The organism is Pontixanthobacter aestiaquae (assembly GCF_009827455.1).
GTDB lineage: Bacteria > Pseudomonadota > Alphaproteobacteria > Sphingomonadales > Sphingomonadaceae > Pontixanthobacter > Pontixanthobacter aestiaquae.
Genome location: NZ_WTYZ01000001.1, coordinates 2,210,750 through 2,225,105, shown reverse-complemented (window position 1 = coordinate 2,225,105; position 14,356 = coordinate 2,210,750). Strand labels below are relative to the sequence as shown.

General features: G+C 56.7%; 17 protein-coding genes. 11 read left to right on the top strand and 6 right to left on the bottom strand.

The features are described from left to right. Window positions 1–225 precede the first annotated feature (225 nt). From GRI35_RS10635 to GRI35_RS10620, 4 genes are read left to right on the top strand one after another with little or no spacing between them, the layout of a single operon-like run. Window positions 226–1,251 carry a YncE family protein gene (locus tag GRI35_RS10635; protein WP_160614142.1) on the top strand — a complete coding sequence of 342 codons (1,026 nt, stop codon included), beginning with the start codon at window positions 226–228 and terminating at the stop codon, window positions 1,249–1,251. A 7-nt stretch (window positions 1,252–1,258) separates the two neighbouring features. Next, a complete protein-coding gene (locus tag GRI35_RS10630; protein WP_160614141.1) occupies window positions 1,259–1,714 on the top strand; it encodes an ATP-dependent zinc protease family protein in 456 nt (151 codons plus the stop codon). Then, window positions 1,711–2,616 (top strand): 30S ribosomal protein S6--L-glutamate ligase, encoded by a 906-nt coding sequence (gene rimK / locus GRI35_RS10625; RefSeq protein ID WP_160614140.1) that lies wholly within the window; start codon window positions 1,711–1,713, stop codon window positions 2,614–2,616. Before GRI35_RS10630 ends, rimK begins: the two co-directional genes overlap by 4 nt. Window positions 2,617–2,669: 53 nt before the next feature. Continuing rightward, on the top strand, window positions 2,670–3,164 hold the full coding sequence (locus GRI35_RS10620; RefSeq protein WP_160614139.1) for a hypothetical protein: 495 nt from the start codon (window positions 2,670–2,672) through the stop codon (window positions 3,162–3,164). Window positions 3,165–3,232: 68 nt separating this feature from the next. Here the strand turns inward: GRI35_RS10620 and GRI35_RS10615 are convergent, their stop codons facing one another. The 5 genes from GRI35_RS10615 to rpsF form a co-directional block, all read right to left on the bottom strand. Then, window positions 3,233–4,009 (bottom strand): SDR family NAD(P)-dependent oxidoreductase, encoded by a 777-nt coding sequence (locus GRI35_RS10615; RefSeq protein ID WP_160614138.1) that lies wholly within the window; start codon window positions 4,007–4,009, stop codon window positions 3,233–3,235. Then, on the bottom strand, window positions 4,006–5,445 hold the full coding sequence (locus GRI35_RS10610) for an AMP nucleosidase (protein WP_160614137.1): 1,440 nt from the start codon (window positions 5,443–5,445) through the stop codon (window positions 4,006–4,008). Before GRI35_RS10610 ends, GRI35_RS10615 begins: the two co-directional genes overlap by 4 nt. A gap of 121 nt (window positions 5,446–5,566) precedes the next feature. After that, complete coding sequence (rplI, locus tag GRI35_RS10605) at window positions 5,567–6,232, bottom strand: 50S ribosomal protein L9 (protein ID WP_160614136.1); 666 nt, start codon at window positions 6,230–6,232, stop codon at window positions 5,567–5,569. Between the two features lie 11 nt (window positions 6,233–6,243). Continuing rightward, on the bottom strand, window positions 6,244–6,468 hold the full coding sequence (rpsR, locus tag GRI35_RS10600; RefSeq protein WP_160614135.1) for a 30S ribosomal protein S18: 225 nt from the start codon (window positions 6,466–6,468) through the stop codon (window positions 6,244–6,246). After that, complete coding sequence (gene rpsF, locus GRI35_RS10595; RefSeq protein WP_160614134.1) at window positions 6,468–6,833, bottom strand: 30S ribosomal protein S6; 366 nt, start codon at window positions 6,831–6,833, stop codon at window positions 6,468–6,470. The genes rpsR and rpsF overlap by 1 nt, the downstream gene beginning before the upstream one ends. 273 nt (window positions 6,834–7,106) lie before the next feature. Here rpsF and GRI35_RS10590 point away from each other — a divergent pair, with 273 nt between their 5' ends. The 3 genes from GRI35_RS10590 to GRI35_RS10580 all read left to right on the top strand — a co-directional run bounded on the left by GRI35_RS10590 (window position 7,107) and on the right by GRI35_RS10580 (window position 9,951). Continuing rightward, window positions 7,107–8,252: a patatin-like phospholipase family protein gene (locus GRI35_RS10590; protein WP_160614133.1), complete on the top strand. Its 1,146-nt coding sequence runs from the start codon at window positions 7,107–7,109 to the stop codon at window positions 8,250–8,252. Between the two features lie 83 nt (window positions 8,253–8,335). Next, window positions 8,336–9,286: a DUF808 domain-containing protein gene (locus GRI35_RS10585; protein WP_160614132.1), complete on the top strand. Its 951-nt coding sequence runs from the start codon at window positions 8,336–8,338 to the stop codon at window positions 9,284–9,286. Continuing rightward, window positions 9,286–9,951, top strand: coding sequence for a glutathione S-transferase family protein (locus GRI35_RS10580; protein WP_160614131.1), 666 nt, complete (start codon window positions 9,286–9,288; stop codon window positions 9,949–9,951). The genes GRI35_RS10585 and GRI35_RS10580 overlap by 1 nt, the downstream gene beginning before the upstream one ends. On the opposite strand, the gene GRI35_RS10575 is transcribed toward GRI35_RS10580, so the two are convergent. After that, window positions 9,948–11,372: a glutamate ligase domain-containing protein gene (locus tag GRI35_RS10575; protein ID WP_160614130.1), complete on the bottom strand. Its 1,425-nt coding sequence runs from the start codon at window positions 11,370–11,372 to the stop codon at window positions 9,948–9,950. The genes GRI35_RS10580 and GRI35_RS10575 overlap by 4 nt on opposite strands. Before the next feature lie 53 nt (window positions 11,373–11,425). Here GRI35_RS10575 and GRI35_RS10570 point away from each other — a divergent pair, with 53 nt between their 5' ends. The 4 genes from GRI35_RS10570 (at window position 11,426) to GRI35_RS10555 (ending at window position 14,260) form a co-directional block, all read left to right on the top strand. Beyond that, complete coding sequence (locus tag GRI35_RS10570) at window positions 11,426–12,250, top strand: LD-carboxypeptidase (RefSeq protein WP_160614129.1); 825 nt, start codon at window positions 11,426–11,428, stop codon at window positions 12,248–12,250. A gap of 54 nt (window positions 12,251–12,304) precedes the next feature. After that, on the top strand, window positions 12,305–13,243 hold the full coding sequence (gene fabD, locus GRI35_RS10565; RefSeq protein WP_160614128.1) for an ACP S-malonyltransferase: 939 nt from the start codon (window positions 12,305–12,307) through the stop codon (window positions 13,241–13,243). Further along, window positions 13,240–13,818, top strand: a complete 579-nt coding sequence (locus GRI35_RS10560) for a hypothetical protein (protein ID WP_160614127.1) — start codon at window positions 13,240–13,242, stop codon at window positions 13,816–13,818. Before fabD ends, GRI35_RS10560 begins: the two co-directional genes overlap by 4 nt. 64 nt (window positions 13,819–13,882) lie before the next feature. Then, on the top strand, window positions 13,883–14,260 hold the full coding sequence (locus tag GRI35_RS10555) for a GNAT family N-acetyltransferase (protein WP_202390545.1): 378 nt from the start codon (window positions 13,883–13,885) through the stop codon (window positions 14,258–14,260). Window positions 14,261–14,356 lie beyond the last annotated feature (96 nt).

The following is a 14,356-nucleotide window of genomic DNA, read 5'->3' as shown; positions in this document are numbered from 1 at the left end:
CTAGCGTCCGACATCACATGTGCGTTTCTGCACATGCCAGAGGGGCCCGGTCCGCCGATAGCGGCGCACGAATTGCACACTGCCATACCGCCACAATGCAGCATCCGGAGATAGGTTCCCGAAGCCATAAAAATTTTTGCTGATGGGTTGTCACCCGTTGTGGTATTCGCTCTTCCAGAGCCGGATCGAGAGATAATCTCCGGCGCCCAGCGAGAGAATGACAATATGAAGTCAGCATGGATAGCAACGATCACGGCGTTCTTGGCCGCTTGTACACCCGTTGGGGAGCAGGCTAGTACAAGCGTCGCTGCGAGCAGCTCTGATCTTGAGGGGGCTGCACTGTTTGTAGCCAACAAGTTTGGCAATACGCTCTCCAAGATTGATCTTGGTTCTGGCGCAGAGGTTAAGCGGGTCGATAGCTGCAAGAATCCGCATGAACTGTCGGCGTCCCCAAGTGGCGAGCATGTCGCGCTCGCTTGTTATGGCGGGACGACAATCGATATTTTTCGCACAGACGATCTTGTTCGGGTGAAAAGCATAGAGCTGGGCGACAATGCTCGCCCGCACGGAATCGTCTGGCATGCAAACGGTTCGCTCTACGCGACCGCAGAAGGGCAAAAGCGCGTCTATTGGATCCGTCGGCCGCTCGCCCGCGACGCGAACCCGCTGGGTTTCGCAACGGGCAAAGACGGCAGTCATATGCTTGCAATATCGCCTGATGGTCGCCACGCTTGGACAACCGATCTCGGGTCAAAAACAGTGACATTGGTTGATCTGGTAACGCGCCGCGCGCCGCTGTCGGTCGAGGTGGGAGTGGAGCCAGAGGGCATCGCACTGTCGCCCGATGGCACAGCGCTGTGGGTTTCTGCGCGCGGATCGAACAAGGCTTTCGACCTTGATCCCGAAAATCTCGAAATACGCCGCGAAGTCGCGACCGGTGCATTTCCATTGCGGCTGGCAATCCGTCCGCAAGGCGATGTTGCGGTGACATCCGATTTGGCTGATGGTGGCTTGACTGTGATCGATCTGGCGACGGCGAAACCAGTGCGGTCGATTGCTGTCTCCAGCGCAGAAGAAGCCCGAGCGCGTCTGCAAGTCACGATCCTGTGGTCCGATGATGGCGAACGCATTTACGTCGCCGAAACAGGCAGCGATACTATTGCCGAAGTGGATTATGCCAGCGGAACGGTGCTCAGGAGATTGCAAGCTGGCGATGGCGGGGATGGCTTGGCCATTCTTGGCGGACGGTAAAGGAAAGATGGCTACACCCAAGAAGGAAACCGTCGGCTGGCGTGAAGTTGTTGCTCTGCCGGAGCTCGGCATCACCGGCATTCCGGCCAAGATTGATACGGGCGCGCGCACGTCTTCACTTCACGCGAACAATATCGAATTGTTCGAACGCGATGGAGAAGAAGTGGCGCGGTTCGATCTAGATTTCGGTGAGGGCAAGCCATTCCGCCACTGTGAAGCCGTCCGCGTCGCGCACAGGACGATAACAAGCTCCAACGGCTTGGCGCAGGAACGCTTGATCGTCAAAACCATATTGGCGATGGGCGGGCAGGAATTCCGCGCAGAATTCAGCCTCGCCGACAGATCCGACATGGTGTTCCCGATGCTGATCGGGCGCACTGCACTTAGAAGAAGGTTTCTCGTCAATCCGGGGCGATCATTCCTAGTTTCCAACCGGGACGATACGAAGGAAGAATTCCTATGAAAATTGCCATGCTAGCGCGTAACCCCAACCTTTACTCGCACAAACGATTGGTGGAGGCGGCGGAGCAACGCGGCCATACGCTCGATATCCTCAACACCACGCGCTGCACCGTAAATATTGCCAGCCACCGTCCTACCGTGATGTATAGAGGCGAGACGCTGAAGGGCTATGAAGCGGTTATTCCGCGCATCGGTGCGTCAATTACGGCTTACGGGCTTGCGGTGCTGCGCCAGTTTGAAATGGGCGGCGTATGGTCGCTCAATGAAAGCGTCGCGATCGGGCGGAGCCGGGACAAGCTGCGCTCCACGCAGATTATGGCGAAATACGGCCTCGGCCTCCCGCTCACGGCCTATGCCAATGACCCCAAGCAGGCGGAACAGATCATCAAGGCGGTCAATGGCCCGCCGGTGGTGATCAAGCTGCTCGAAGGTACGCAAGGCATCGGCGTGGTTTTGGCCGAGACGCTCAAAGGCGGCGCATCGATTATCGAGGCATTTCGCGGTGCAAATATCGCGATCATGGTGCAGGAATTTATCAAGGAAGCGGGCGGATCGGACATTCGCTGTCTGGTCGTGGGCGGAAAAGTCGTCGCGGCGATGAAGCGCCAGGGCGCAGAAGGCGAATTCCGCAGCAATCTCCACCGCGGCGGCAGTGCGCAACTGATCAAAATCACGCCGGAGGAACGCTCAACCGCCGTCCGCGCGGCAAAGGTCATGGGCCTGAATGTATGCGGCGTTGACCTGCTGCGCAGCAATCACGGCCCGGTGATCATGGAGGTGAACTCGTCACCTGGTCTTGAGGGTATCGAGAATGCGACCGGCAAGGATATCGCCGGCCAGATTATCGAATTTATCGAAGGCAATGCGAAGCCGGGGAATACTAAGACGAAGGGGAAGGGGTGAGGAGTCTCCGCTACATACTTGCGGCCTGGATAACAGTCTGCTGCGGCGCGGCGTTGGCACACACACTGTCCCCTATTCCGCCCGACCCCGAGCGCGTCGCCGCCGCAAATAGTATGGTGTCACAAATGCCACTAGACGAGATATTTCGACGGGCAGTGCAGGATCAGAAAGCAATCCGTGAAATCTGCGATTCTTGGCTTGTAGCCAACGGATCGGCCTTGCCTGACCGGAACGCTCATCGGCTTTTTGTCTTGAAGGTTAGAGACACCGCACGCGAAGAAGCATCTCGACTGGCGGATGTGATCAGGCCAGATATTGCTCTGCATTTTGCCTACCAATTGAATGCTCCGAACTTACGGGAGAATGCAAATTTTTTCTCTACCAAGGCTGGCCAGTCCTATTTGCTCGCAACCCTCGGAAATGACACCATCATTGCCCACTTTTGGTCAATCGCGGTCAAAAGAGAAATTGAGCCGAAATTCGAGCAACTTTTAGCCGAAGCCGAGGAAAACGCTGAATTGTTAAGACGAGTAAACGAAACGCAATGACCCAAGACGAAGGTCGCATTGCGATGCCCTAATCCGGATCTGATACTACAATTCCATGGCTTTGCTATTCAAGCATTCCTAACCGTCAGTCCGCCATCGACTGGGATCACTGCGCCGGTGATGTAGCTCGCGGCGGGTAGCACTAACGATAGCGTCATATGCGCGACTTCTTCCGGCTCGCCATAACGGCGCAGGGCTGTGCGTCGGTTGGCGTAGATGGCTTTATGTTCGTCGGGAATCCGCTCGGTCATCGCGGTGCTGATGGGGCCGGGGCAGATGCAATTTACGGTGATCGCTTCTTTACCCAGATCGACTGCCATTCCGCGCGTTAGGCCTGTTACGCCCGTTTTGGCGGCAACATAGGGCGTGAGGCCGGGCGTTGCACCTAATCCCTCGGTAGAGGCGATATTGACGATCCGGGCAGCATTGCTTTTGCGCAGCCACGGCAGCGCGGCGCGGACCATGCGCTGATGCGCGGTCAGCATCACGGCGACGGCGCGGTGCCAGATTTCCTCATACTCATCGCTGCCATCGAGCGACGCATGGCTCGACACACCGGCATTGTTGACCAGAATATCGATCCCGCAGAGGTCGCTCCCGATCTGCTCGACAACGCGCTGGATCGCATCGTGATCAGATACGTCGAGCGCATAGCCCATCGCACCACTGCCGCATTCCGCCGCAACTGCATCGCAGGCAGATTCATCTAGGTCGGTCACCGCAACCTGCGCCCCTTCCGAGGCAAATAGCTTTGCGGTCGCGCGGCCCATGCCGCTGGCTGCGCCGGTTACGATGGCAACGCGGCCTTCAATGGAGCGCGAGCGGTTGGCGGTGGGTGTGCTCATCTAAACGGCGGTTCATTAAACGCGCGCAGTTTTCGGCTGTGGAGGCGGTTGCCTTCCTCGTGCAGACGTTTGCAGGCGGTTACGCCGATCTTAAGGTGGGCGCTGATCGCTTCTTCGTAGAATTTGTTTGCTTGGCCGGGGAGTTTGATCTCTCCGTGGAGCGGCTTGTCTGACACACAAAGGAGTGTGCCGTAGGGAACGCGGAACCGGTATCCTTGCGCGGCAATCGTGGCGCTTTCCATATCGATGCCGACGGCGCGGCTGAGGCTCAGGCGCTTGGCGCTGGTGGTGTAGCGCAGTTCCCAATTGCGGTCGTCGGTGGTGACGATCGTGCCGGTGCGCATCCGTTTCTTGAGGTCGGCTCCGGTTGAACCGCTGACTTCCTCAGCTGCGCCCGCCAGCGCCTGCTGGACCTCGGCAATTGCGGGGAGGGGAATTTCCGGTGGCAATACCGGATCGAGCACATGATCATCGCGCAGATAGGCGTGCGCCAGAACATAATCGCCGATCTTCTGCGTCGGGCGCAGGCCGCCGCAGTGGCCGATCATCAGCCATGCTTCGGGGCGCAGAACCGCGAGGTGGTCGCAAATGGTTTTGGCGTTGGACGGTCCGACGCCGATATTGACCAGCGTAATCCCGCAGCCGCCTTCGCTGATCAGATGATAGGCCGGCATCTGGTGTTTGCGCCATGCGGTATCGGATAGCTGGCTGCTGGCGTTCTGGGTGGCCTGTTCCAGATAGAGGCCACCCGCACCGGCAAGCGCTTTGTAGCTGCCAGTGCCGAGTTGTTCGCCGGCCCAGTCGACAAATTCATCGACATAGCGGTGGTAGTTGGTGAACAGCACGAAGCGTTGGAAGTGCGTGGTATCGGTGCCGGTGTAATGCGCGAGGCGCGCTAGCGAGAAGTCCGTCCGCAACCCGTCAAACAGCGACAGCGGGATTGTTCCATTGCTGTCATCAATCTCTATGCCGTCTGCGAGTTCATCGCCAATGTCGGCCAATTCGGTCGAGGGAAAGTGGCGGGCAATGTCTTGTGGGCTGATCCCGGCAAGTTCTGCCGCAACATCACCATCGAGTACATAAGGGAAGGGTATTTCCTGCGAAGAGGTCCGCGCTTCCAGTTCGATCTCGTAATCGCTGCCGATCAGTTCCAGCTGGTCGCGCAAATAGTCCGCGAACATTGCGGGGCGGGTCACAGTGGTGGCGTAAGTGCCGGGCTCGTTCAAACGGCCAAATGCGCGGCTGCGGTCTTCCGGTTGGTCGCCGCCCATGAAGCGCATGACCAGTTCCGGATAAGCATAGCTGCCATCGCTGCGGCGCGTCTTCGAGGGGAGGGAGCCATCGCGGCCAAAGGCCATCACATCATTGCGGAGGCGTTCGACAGAGGCGTTATACAGGCGATCCAACTCGCCGATTATTGTTTCTACTGATTTCATCTTGGGCAGATAGCGCCTTTTTTCTTACATTTCAAAGTCGGCCGCAGATTATTGCGGTTCTTACAAAAAAGGCGCGGGTCCCGAAGGAGCCGCGCCTTTGATTGCGTATGCGAGTGAAGGATTAGCCTTCCGACTGCTCTTCAGTAGCAGCTTCGGCTTCAGCCTCTGTAGCGATTTTTTCGGCAACGCCGTCGTCGAGCATGTCGGCAGGGATTTCACCTGGCTCAAGGCTCGGGTCGCGGTTCGGTGCGTTTGCAGCAGCCGCTTCCTCGATTTCCTTCTGCTCGTCTTCGAACATTTGCGCGAGAACGTCGACGCCTTGGCTTTGCAGCTCGGCTTCGTCGTCGGAGCGGGCCACATTGGCTTTCACCGTCACGTCGACTTCAGCGTGCAGACGTACGAGGACGTCGAACATGCCGATGGTCTTGATCGGGTTGCCGAGGATGACTTGCTTCTTTGTCACTTCGTGACCTTGGGCGGCCAGACCTTCCACGATATCGCGAACAGTAACCGAACCATACAATTGGCCCGAGTTCGACGATGCGCGGATCAGGACGACTTCAGCGCCATCAACCTTTTCACCGGTCTTGGCTGCTTCTGCAGCTTTCTCGGCGTTTTCTTTTTCAAGACGTTCGCGGTTTGCTTCGAAGACCGCCTTGTTCGCCGCATTGGCGCGCAGAGCCTTCTTGTTAGGCAGCAGGAAGTTACGGGCATAGCCGTCCTTCACAGTGACAACGTCACCGATTGTGCCAAGCTTCTCGATACGTTCGAGGAGAATAATATCCACGGATCTTCTCCTTACTTAACGATGTAGGGCAGCAGGCCGATGTGGCGTGCGCGCTTGATTGCCTTGGCCAGCTCGCGCTGCTTCTTGGCGGATACGGCGGTGATGCGGCTAGGGACGATCTTGCCACGCTCGGACATGAAGCCCTGCAGCAGACGAACGTCTTTATAATCGATCACAGGTGCGCCCTTACCCGAGAACGGGCAGGTCTTGCGGCGGCGGAAGAAAGGACGTGCCATTAGCTGCGCTCCTCGCGGTCAGACCGTTTCTTACGGTCGCGGTCATTCTTGCGCATCATTACCGACGGGCCTTCCTCAGGCTCATCCATACGGATCGTCATGTAACGGATCACGTCTTCGTTGATGCGGGTTTGGCGTTCGAGTTCTGCGACAACGGAGCCGGGCCCCTCGATGTTGAGCATCACGAAATGCGCTTTGCGGTTACGGTCAATCTTGTAGGCAAGATTTTTCAGGCCCCAAGTTTCAGTCTTGGTGACTTTACCGTCGTTGGCTTCGATAATTTCTGTGGCCGATGCGGCCAGCGCGTCCACTTGAGCCTGGCTCAAATCCTGACGCGCGAGAAATACATGCTCGTAATGAGCCATGCTCTCGTTCCTTCACATTGTAATGCCGATCGCTGGCTGATCCGCACTATTGCGGGGCCCCTCCGGCTTTCTTCGATTCCCCTCGGTAAAAGGGAGAGGCGCTAATAGCGGGATTTACAGGGAATGCAAGGCGATAACGCGTTGGCCGGGCCGCTGCGAAATCGGGTAATAGTTAACAAATTCAACCGCCGATGTCCGTTCAGTACAATAAGTAAAATTCCGAATCATCAATAAGGGCATTGTTCAAACTCTGAATGACGGGATCTTACGAATATGTCTTACAAGATTATCGCTTTTGACGGTGGCGGTATCCGCGGATTGGTCTCCGCGCTTCTGTTGAAGGAACTGGACCCCAATGGTGAGTTGGTGAAAGGCACCAATATGTTCGCCGGAACATCGACCGGCTCGTTCATGGCTTTGGCGCTCGCTGATGGTGTACCGCTCGATACGATTATCGATATGTACCAGACCAAAGGCAGCGAAATTTTTGAAGAGGCGCCTGTCGATTGGAATTGCGCCAATCCGTTCAGCGTTGAAGAGCAACAAGCCATTGATGCGATAACAGTCGACAGAGTTGATGGCGAAGGGGAATCGATCAAGTCGATCTTCCAAGCCAAATACAAGCCGGACAATCTGCGCAGCGAGCTGGGGCGTATCTTTGGTGCGGCCAAGCTTAGCGAATTGCCGATGTCGGGCGCGCAAGTTGTGGTGAACTCGCTCCAATTATGGTCCGAATGGGAAGGGCAATGGTCGCCGGTTATGATCGGTAGTGGTCGGAACGACCCATTCGCCGAAATGCATATGGTTGACGCCGCCATGTGCTCTGGCGCTGCGCCAACGTATTTTCCTCCGCATGAGCCAGTTTCGCCGGCGAGCAAGCAATGGGGCTATTTCGCGGATGGCGGGCTGTTTGCGAACAATCCATCGGCTTCAGCGGTCTCTTATGCGGTCGAGAATTTTGGCGCTGATGTCTCCAACATGCGTGTGCTGTCGATCGGCACCGGCAAGACGCGCCAAGGGATCAATCCCGGCGATGTCGGCAAGGCAGATTGCTGGGGCGCGTGGCAGTGGCTGCGTCCATCCTCCCGCGACAACGGCAAGGTTCCCGCTGCACCGCTGATCGAAGCCGCGCTGACCGCATCTGCCGCGTCGTGCGAGCAATATGCGAAGCGCATGCTGGGTAATCACTACATTCGCGCCAATCTCGATCTGGAGCAAGCCTACGCGCTTGATAATTGGCAAGACATTGGCGTGCTGGAAGAAGCCGTCGCCAAATTCGTTCAAACCGATGGATGGGACGTAATTGTCGATGCAGTCTATGCATATTGGAACAATCCGAACCCGCTCGCTTTCGAAGAGCGAAGGGAGGAGGATGCCAGCCCGAAACGAAAATCCTGGTTGGCGTCGCTGTTCGCCTGAATATGTATTTGAGCGAATGCTCGCCAAACCTCTGATTGGAGGTTAGGGCGTCCCCTGACATTCAATCAGCGGAGAATTCGCACGTGCCAAGCGGTCTGGTAGCCCTTCTCGACGATATTTCGATAATCGCGAAAGCGGCGGCAGCGTCCGCTGACGACATTACGGTGGCAGCAAGCCGCGCGGGGGCGAAAACCGCCGGCGTGGTGATCGACGATGCGGCGGTTACGCCGAGTTACGTCACCGGATTGTCTCCTGCTCGGGAGCTCCCGATCATCTGGAGCATCACCAAAGGCAGTTTCAAGAATAAGCTGCTGATCTTGCTGCCCGGAGCGTTGCTGCTCAGCGAATTTCTGCCCGGGGCGATCATATTCATTCTGATGCTGGGCGGGGGCTATCTCGCCTATGAAGGCGCAGAAAAGGTGATCGAGAAGCTGGGCGGTGGGAAGCACGGCAAAACCGTAGACGACGTGATCGAGAACCCTGAAGAATTCGAAAAACAGCGGATTGCCGGTGCGATCCGTACCGACCTCATTCTGTCTGCAGAGATCATGGCGATTACCCTCAACGAGATCGAGTTGGATGTCTGGTGGGAACGCGGGCTGGCGCTCGCGCTGGTGGCTATATTGGTCACTGTCGCGGTGTATGGCGCGGTCGCGATCATCGTGAAGATGGATGATGTCGGGCTTCATCTGTCGAAGACGAGTTCAGTAGCGGCGCAGCGCATTGGACGCGGTCTAGTGGCTTTTGTCCCTTATTTGCTCATTGCGCTGAGCTTCATCGGTACCATCGCAATGCTATGGGTCGGCGGCGGCATATTGCTGCACGGCACGCACGAACTGGGTTTCCACGCCCTGTATGATGCAACCCATGGTCTGGAGAATGCGGTGCAATCGACAACAGGATCTTTTGGCGGGTTGCTCGGTTGGCTCACCTATGCGGCGCTGTCAGCAATCCTCGCGCTTGTAGTGGGTGCGATTATTGCGTTTGTCATACATAAGGTGCTCAAGATCGGTCACGCCGAAGAGGCGCATTGATGGCTGCTGACTGGAGGCCAACGCTCTACACATGCCAAGGCTCGCGCGGTCTTCGCGCTACATGGGCGGCATGTGAGGCAGGTGTCGATCTGGACTTGCAGATGCTGCCCTTTCCACCGCGGTTCCTGAAGCCGGACTATTTGGAGATCAACCCGCTCGGGACAATCCCCATGCTTGTCGATGGCGACAACCGTATGACCGAAAGCTGCGCAATTGCGCATTATCTCGCAGTGAAAAGTGGCGCGTCCGAGCTAGTGGTTAAGCCCGATGAACAGGACTATGCCGCATATCTCGACTTCACTTACCATGCCGATGCAACGATCACCTTCCCCCAAACGGTCTATCTGCGGTTCGCCAAGTTTGAGAAGGATAAAGGCTTTGAGGAGGCTGGCCACGCTTACGCCAAATGGTTTGGCAAGCGTCTTATCAAGGTAGAGCAGCGCCTCGAAAGCCGCGAATTTCTATGCGCGGATCGCTTTACCGTCGCTGATATTTGCGTCGGATATGCGCTGTATTTGGCGACCAATATTGGTTTGGGAGAGTATCTGGATCCGCGCTTGGTCCAATATCTCGCCACGCTTAAAAACCGCTCAGGCTTCAAACAGGCAATCGCGCTTGAGAAATCGTTCTCAAAAGAAGCGGGAATCAAGCCAGCAATCCGCTAGAGTTTAGCGAGCAATGTATTTGCAAATTGCGTTAAAGTGTCATCGCGTGCGCCCATAATTACGATCCGGTCGCCCGGTTTGGCCATGGATTGGATAAGCTTTCCGCAATCTTCGCGGGTTGAGATATGGTCTGCCAAACCGCCTGCTTCTTCGATCAATTCGACAATGCGCTCGCTACCGACGCTGCGGTCGACCGTGCCGCCGAAATAGACCGGGTCGCACATGATAGTGATGTCGTCGGGACCCAACTCACGCGCAAATGTTTCGGCCAGTTCGTGTCCCATTTGGCGCAGAGGACCATAACCATGCGGCTGGAAGAACGCGATGACACGGCCTTCATGGGTTTTGAGTGTGCGCAGGGTCGCTGCGCATTTTTCTGGGTTGTGGCCGAAATCGTCGATCACAGTGATGCCGTTTTCACTTGTGCCGATAATGTCGAAACGGCGTGCCAATCCCGAAAAACTGGCCAGCGCGGCGACAGCTTTGCCCACTGGAACGCCAGCAGCAACTGCGCCTGCAATCGCGGCGAGCGCGTTGGACAGATTGTGCCTTCCAGGTAGATTGAGAACCAGCGGATGCTCGCTGCCATCGTGACGGTCGATTACGGTCGCGGCTTGGCGGATTGGGCCATCCGCGATGCCACCGGAGACGATGCCGATCTGCGCCTTCTCTTGATCGATGCCGAAGGTGATCGCTTCTTTTGCGCGTGGTAGCAAAGCCAATGCCTCTGCGTCGTCTGCATTGATCACCGCGACACCGCTGCGCGCGAGGAAATCGCCGAAAAGAAGGCGCAACTCTTCCATGCTTTTGTGGTCGAGGCTGACATTGAGCAGCACGCCGACCGCCGGGCGATAGAGCGCAATCGATCCATCGCTTTCATCCACTTCACTGACGAATGCCCCCAGTCCGCCAACAATCGCACTGGCGAAGGGTCGATCTTCGGTGACGAAATTCTTCATCACCGCACCGTTCATGATTGTAGGATCGTTTTTGGTGGCGTGCATGATCCAGCCAAGCATACCGGTAACAGTGGATTTGCCGCTCGTTCCGCCAATCGCAATTCCGGCACCGGAAGTGTTGAACAGAATCGACAGCAATTCAGCGCGGCTCATCCGCAGACAGCCGAGTTCGTTTGCGCGGACGACTTCAGGAACCGTGTCCTCTACCGCGGCGGATGCGACCAGGATTTGGTCCGCCGAAACCATCCCGCTGCCATCTTGTGGATGTAGAGCGAAGCCCTGCTTCTCCAGCGCCGCGAATTTCTCCGGCGTGCGGCCTTGATCGTTGCTGCGGTCCGATCCGGCAATGGTAGCGCCGCGACCTTTCAGGATCTGGGCAAGGGGCAACATGCCCGATCCGCCAATGCCGCAGAAAAAGAACGGACGAGCCAAAAGCTCTTCGTAAGTGGGGAATTCGCTCATGCGCGGTGCGGTATGCAGTTGTGCGCCGCCTTGCAAGATGGCTAAGTGCGTCAATGGTGAAAGTTGCGATATGCGCGCCGGGAAAACGGCTGGAACGTGAACATGCCGATGCAGTGGGCGATCTGGCCGCGGATGAGGCGGAAGTTGAGCTGCATTTCCACAAGCAATGCTTTGAACGGCACGGGCATTTTGCTGGCGATGATGCGAAGCGGTTGGCGGCACTACTCGAATGCGCAAACGATCCAGAGATGGATGCAGTTTGGTTCGCTATGGGCGGCTATGGCGCGAACCGTATAGCGGCAGATGCGATTGCCGGGATGACTGACGCTGCGCTAAGCAAGACCTTCCTTGGCTATTCCGATACCGGATATTTGCTGGCAGCTCTCTACAAGGCCGGGATCGGCAAACCTGTCCACGGCCCGATGGTTGGCGACATCAAACATGATGGTGGTGAAGACGCCATCCGGCGAAGTTTAGAGTGGCTAAAGGGCACTTATGCCGGATTGGAGCCGACTGTTGGCGATCAGCCGACTGTGGCGTTCAATCTGACAACCTTAGCGATGCTCGTGGGTACTGATCTGATGCCAGACCTATCGGAGCATGTCGTCATGGTCGAAGAAGTTGCCGAGCATCTTTATGCGGTCGATCGGTTGTTCTTCCACGTCACCCAGCACTTGAAAGGCGTTGCGGGCCTGCGGTTGGGGCGCATTTCGGCGGTGCCGGAAAATGACAGACCGTTTGGTTCAAGCCCTGAAGACATCGCTCGTTATTGGTGCGAGAAATCAGAAATCCCCTATTTGGGCTTTGCCGATATTGGGCATGATGCAGCCAATATGATTGTGCCCTTCGGACTTGCGGGAAGCGCGGCAGGCGCATAATCCGCGCTGAACATTGGCGAGGGCGCTTTTGCTGCCCCGCGACAGGAGGTTTCAATGAGAGCATTCGTTTTTCCCGGACAAGGCAGCCAGAAAGTCGGCATGGGCGCAGACTTGGCCGATGCCAGCGCAACTGCGCGTGCAGTCTTTGAAGAGGTGGATGACGCGTTGTCGCAGAACCTCTCGACCATCATGCGTGACGGGCCAGAAGAAGAACTGACTCTTACTGCCAATGCACAACCTGCGATAATGGCCAATGCGATTGCGACCTTGCGTGTTCTGGAAGAAGATTTCGATGTCGCGCTATCATCTGTCGGTGATTGCGTCGCGGGCCACTCGCTGGGCGAATACACGGCGCTTTGTGCTGTTGGAGCATTCTCATTGGGTGATACAGCGCGCCTGTTGAAGTTGCGGGGCAAGGCGATGCAAGCTGCGGTTCCGGTTGGTGTTGGCGCGATGTGCGCGTTGCTGGGCGCCGACGTCGAGAAAGCACTCGCTCTGGCGGGAGCAGCTGCCGAAGGCGAAGTTTGCGAACTCGCCAATGACAATGACCCGACGCAAGTCGTACTTTCGGGCCATGTCGGAGCGATCGAACGCGCCGTAGGTTTGGTGAAAGAGCACGGTATTAAACGCGGTATTCCGCTGCCGGTTTCAGCACCATTCCATTGTTCGTTGATGCAGCCCGCGGCGGATGCGATGGCGGAAGCGCTCGCCGAAACATCGCCTGAAAGCCTATCACTGCCGATCTATGCCAATGTCACCGCATCCAAAGTCGATGACCCAAGCGAAGAGCAACGCCTGCTGGTCGAGCAAGTTACCGGGCGTGTCCGCTGGCGTGAAAGCGTATTGGCCATGCGCGCTGAAGGCGTCGAGCATTTCGTCGAAATGGGCGGCAAAGTCCTTGGTCCGATGATTGGCCGGATTGATCGCGAGGCGTCGGTTGCCAGTGTTGTTACAATGGAGGACATTGAAGCGCTGGCTAAGGAATCATCATGATGAAGGCCGGCCTGAGCGTGCTTGGCGCGGGGATGTTGCTGTTCGCGGCACCCGTATTGGCAGCAGAGAACATCGAGTGCAGTCTGACTGGCTACAGTGACGAGCAGCAGAAGGTTCTCGATACTTATCAAAGCGGTTTTACCACTAAAGGGCTGGAAGATCTCGAACGCCAAGCGCCGATGATCGACGCGGTCTCGGATCGCATTCTGGTGTGCGCGGAACAGCATAGCTGGTCCGACGAGGCGGCTGATGCCGCGTTCTACTATGCGACGACTGTGATTGACGAACGAGCACTGCGAGCGTTCTCTCCAAGCGCGAGCTCTGTTGTCGACCGGGTCGATAGCGAATTGACAGCAGGCGAGCGTGATCGGGTATGGAAAATCATTGGCGCTGCTTCAGATGTCGAGGCGACCGAGAACGAACAAGGTATGAATGATGAAGACGTCCTCTTCCTGGGGGCGATTTTGCTGAAGCTCGATCCGGAAAGCGATGATGAGACGATAGAGTCTGTCGGCGCGTTGCTGGCGATGGTCTCGGCGCGGCGAGTAGCCTTGGCAGAGTTTGCTACGTTGTAACGGGTGAGCGCGGATGAAGGGCGATACGGTTCAGATTGTTTGGATTGATCAAACAAACTGCTGCTTGCTCGACAACATCGCAACGGGTGTTTTCGATGAATCGATCAGGCAGGATCGGCTGAGGCATTATCTCTCGAACCCGCACAACTGGATGGTCTTGGCAATTGTCGACGGGCTGGTTGTTGCTCAATGTATGTGCGTGGTGCATCAACATCCCGACAAGGAAACCGAGCTTTACCTCGATGAAATTGGCACCGGCGATAATTGGCGCCGCCAAGGAATCGCTACTGCATTGATGCACGCTGTTTTCGCTCGCGCAGATGATATGGGGATTGAAGAGATATGGCTAGGTACAGAGGCCGACAATGTTCCTGCCCAAAGACTCTATGAGAAAACCGGAGCGACCGGTGAACTGGCCCTGATCTACTATCTGGAGTGGTAAGCCGAGGATTTACCTAGAAGCTACAATCAGTTATTCTTCCGGCTTAAGGGGAAACGAATGCGCTTCGTCTCAACGCTTTTGGTAGTTGTCGCGGCC

Bases quoted from the DNA above. Each gene is read 5' to 3' on its own strand.
- GRI35_RS10635 (WP_160614142.1), top strand. From the start codon at position 226: ATGAAGTCAGCATGGATAGCAACGATCACGGCGTTCTTGGCCGCTTGT.
- GRI35_RS10630 (WP_160614141.1), top strand. From the start codon at position 1,259: ATGGCTACACCCAAGAAGGAAACCGTCGGCTGGCGTGAAGTTGTTGCT.
- rimK (WP_160614140.1), top strand. From the start codon at position 1,711: ATGAAAATTGCCATGCTAGCGCGTAACCCCAACCTTTACTCGCACAAA.
- GRI35_RS10615 (WP_160614138.1), bottom strand. From the start codon at position 4,009: ATGAGCACACCCACCGCCAACCGCTCGCGCTCCATTGAAGGCCGCGTT.
- GRI35_RS10610 (WP_160614137.1), bottom strand. From the start codon at position 5,445: ATGAAATCAGTAGAAACAATAATCGGCGAGTTGGATCGCCTGTATAAC.
- rpsR (WP_160614135.1), bottom strand. From the start codon at position 6,468: ATGGCACGTCCTTTCTTCCGCCGCCGCAAGACCTGCCCGTTCTCGGGT.
- rpsF (WP_160614134.1), bottom strand. From the start codon at position 6,833: ATGGCTCATTACGAGCATGTATTTCTCGCGCGTCAGGATTTGAGCCAG.
- GRI35_RS10590 (WP_160614133.1), top strand. From the start codon at position 7,107: ATGTCTTACAAGATTATCGCTTTTGACGGTGGCGGTATCCGCGGATTG.
- GRI35_RS10580 (WP_160614131.1), top strand. From the start codon at position 9,286: ATGGCTGCTGACTGGAGGCCAACGCTCTACACATGCCAAGGCTCGCGC.
- GRI35_RS10575 (WP_160614130.1), bottom strand. From the start codon at position 11,372: ATGAGCGAATTCCCCACTTACGAAGAGCTTTTGGCTCGTCCGTTCTTT.
- GRI35_RS10570 (WP_160614129.1), top strand. From the start codon at position 11,426: ATGGTGAAAGTTGCGATATGCGCGCCGGGAAAACGGCTGGAACGTGAA.
- fabD (WP_160614128.1), top strand. From the start codon at position 12,305: ATGAGAGCATTCGTTTTTCCCGGACAAGGCAGCCAGAAAGTCGGCATG.
- GRI35_RS10560 (WP_160614127.1), top strand. From the start codon at position 13,240: ATGATGAAGGCCGGCCTGAGCGTGCTTGGCGCGGGGATGTTGCTGTTC.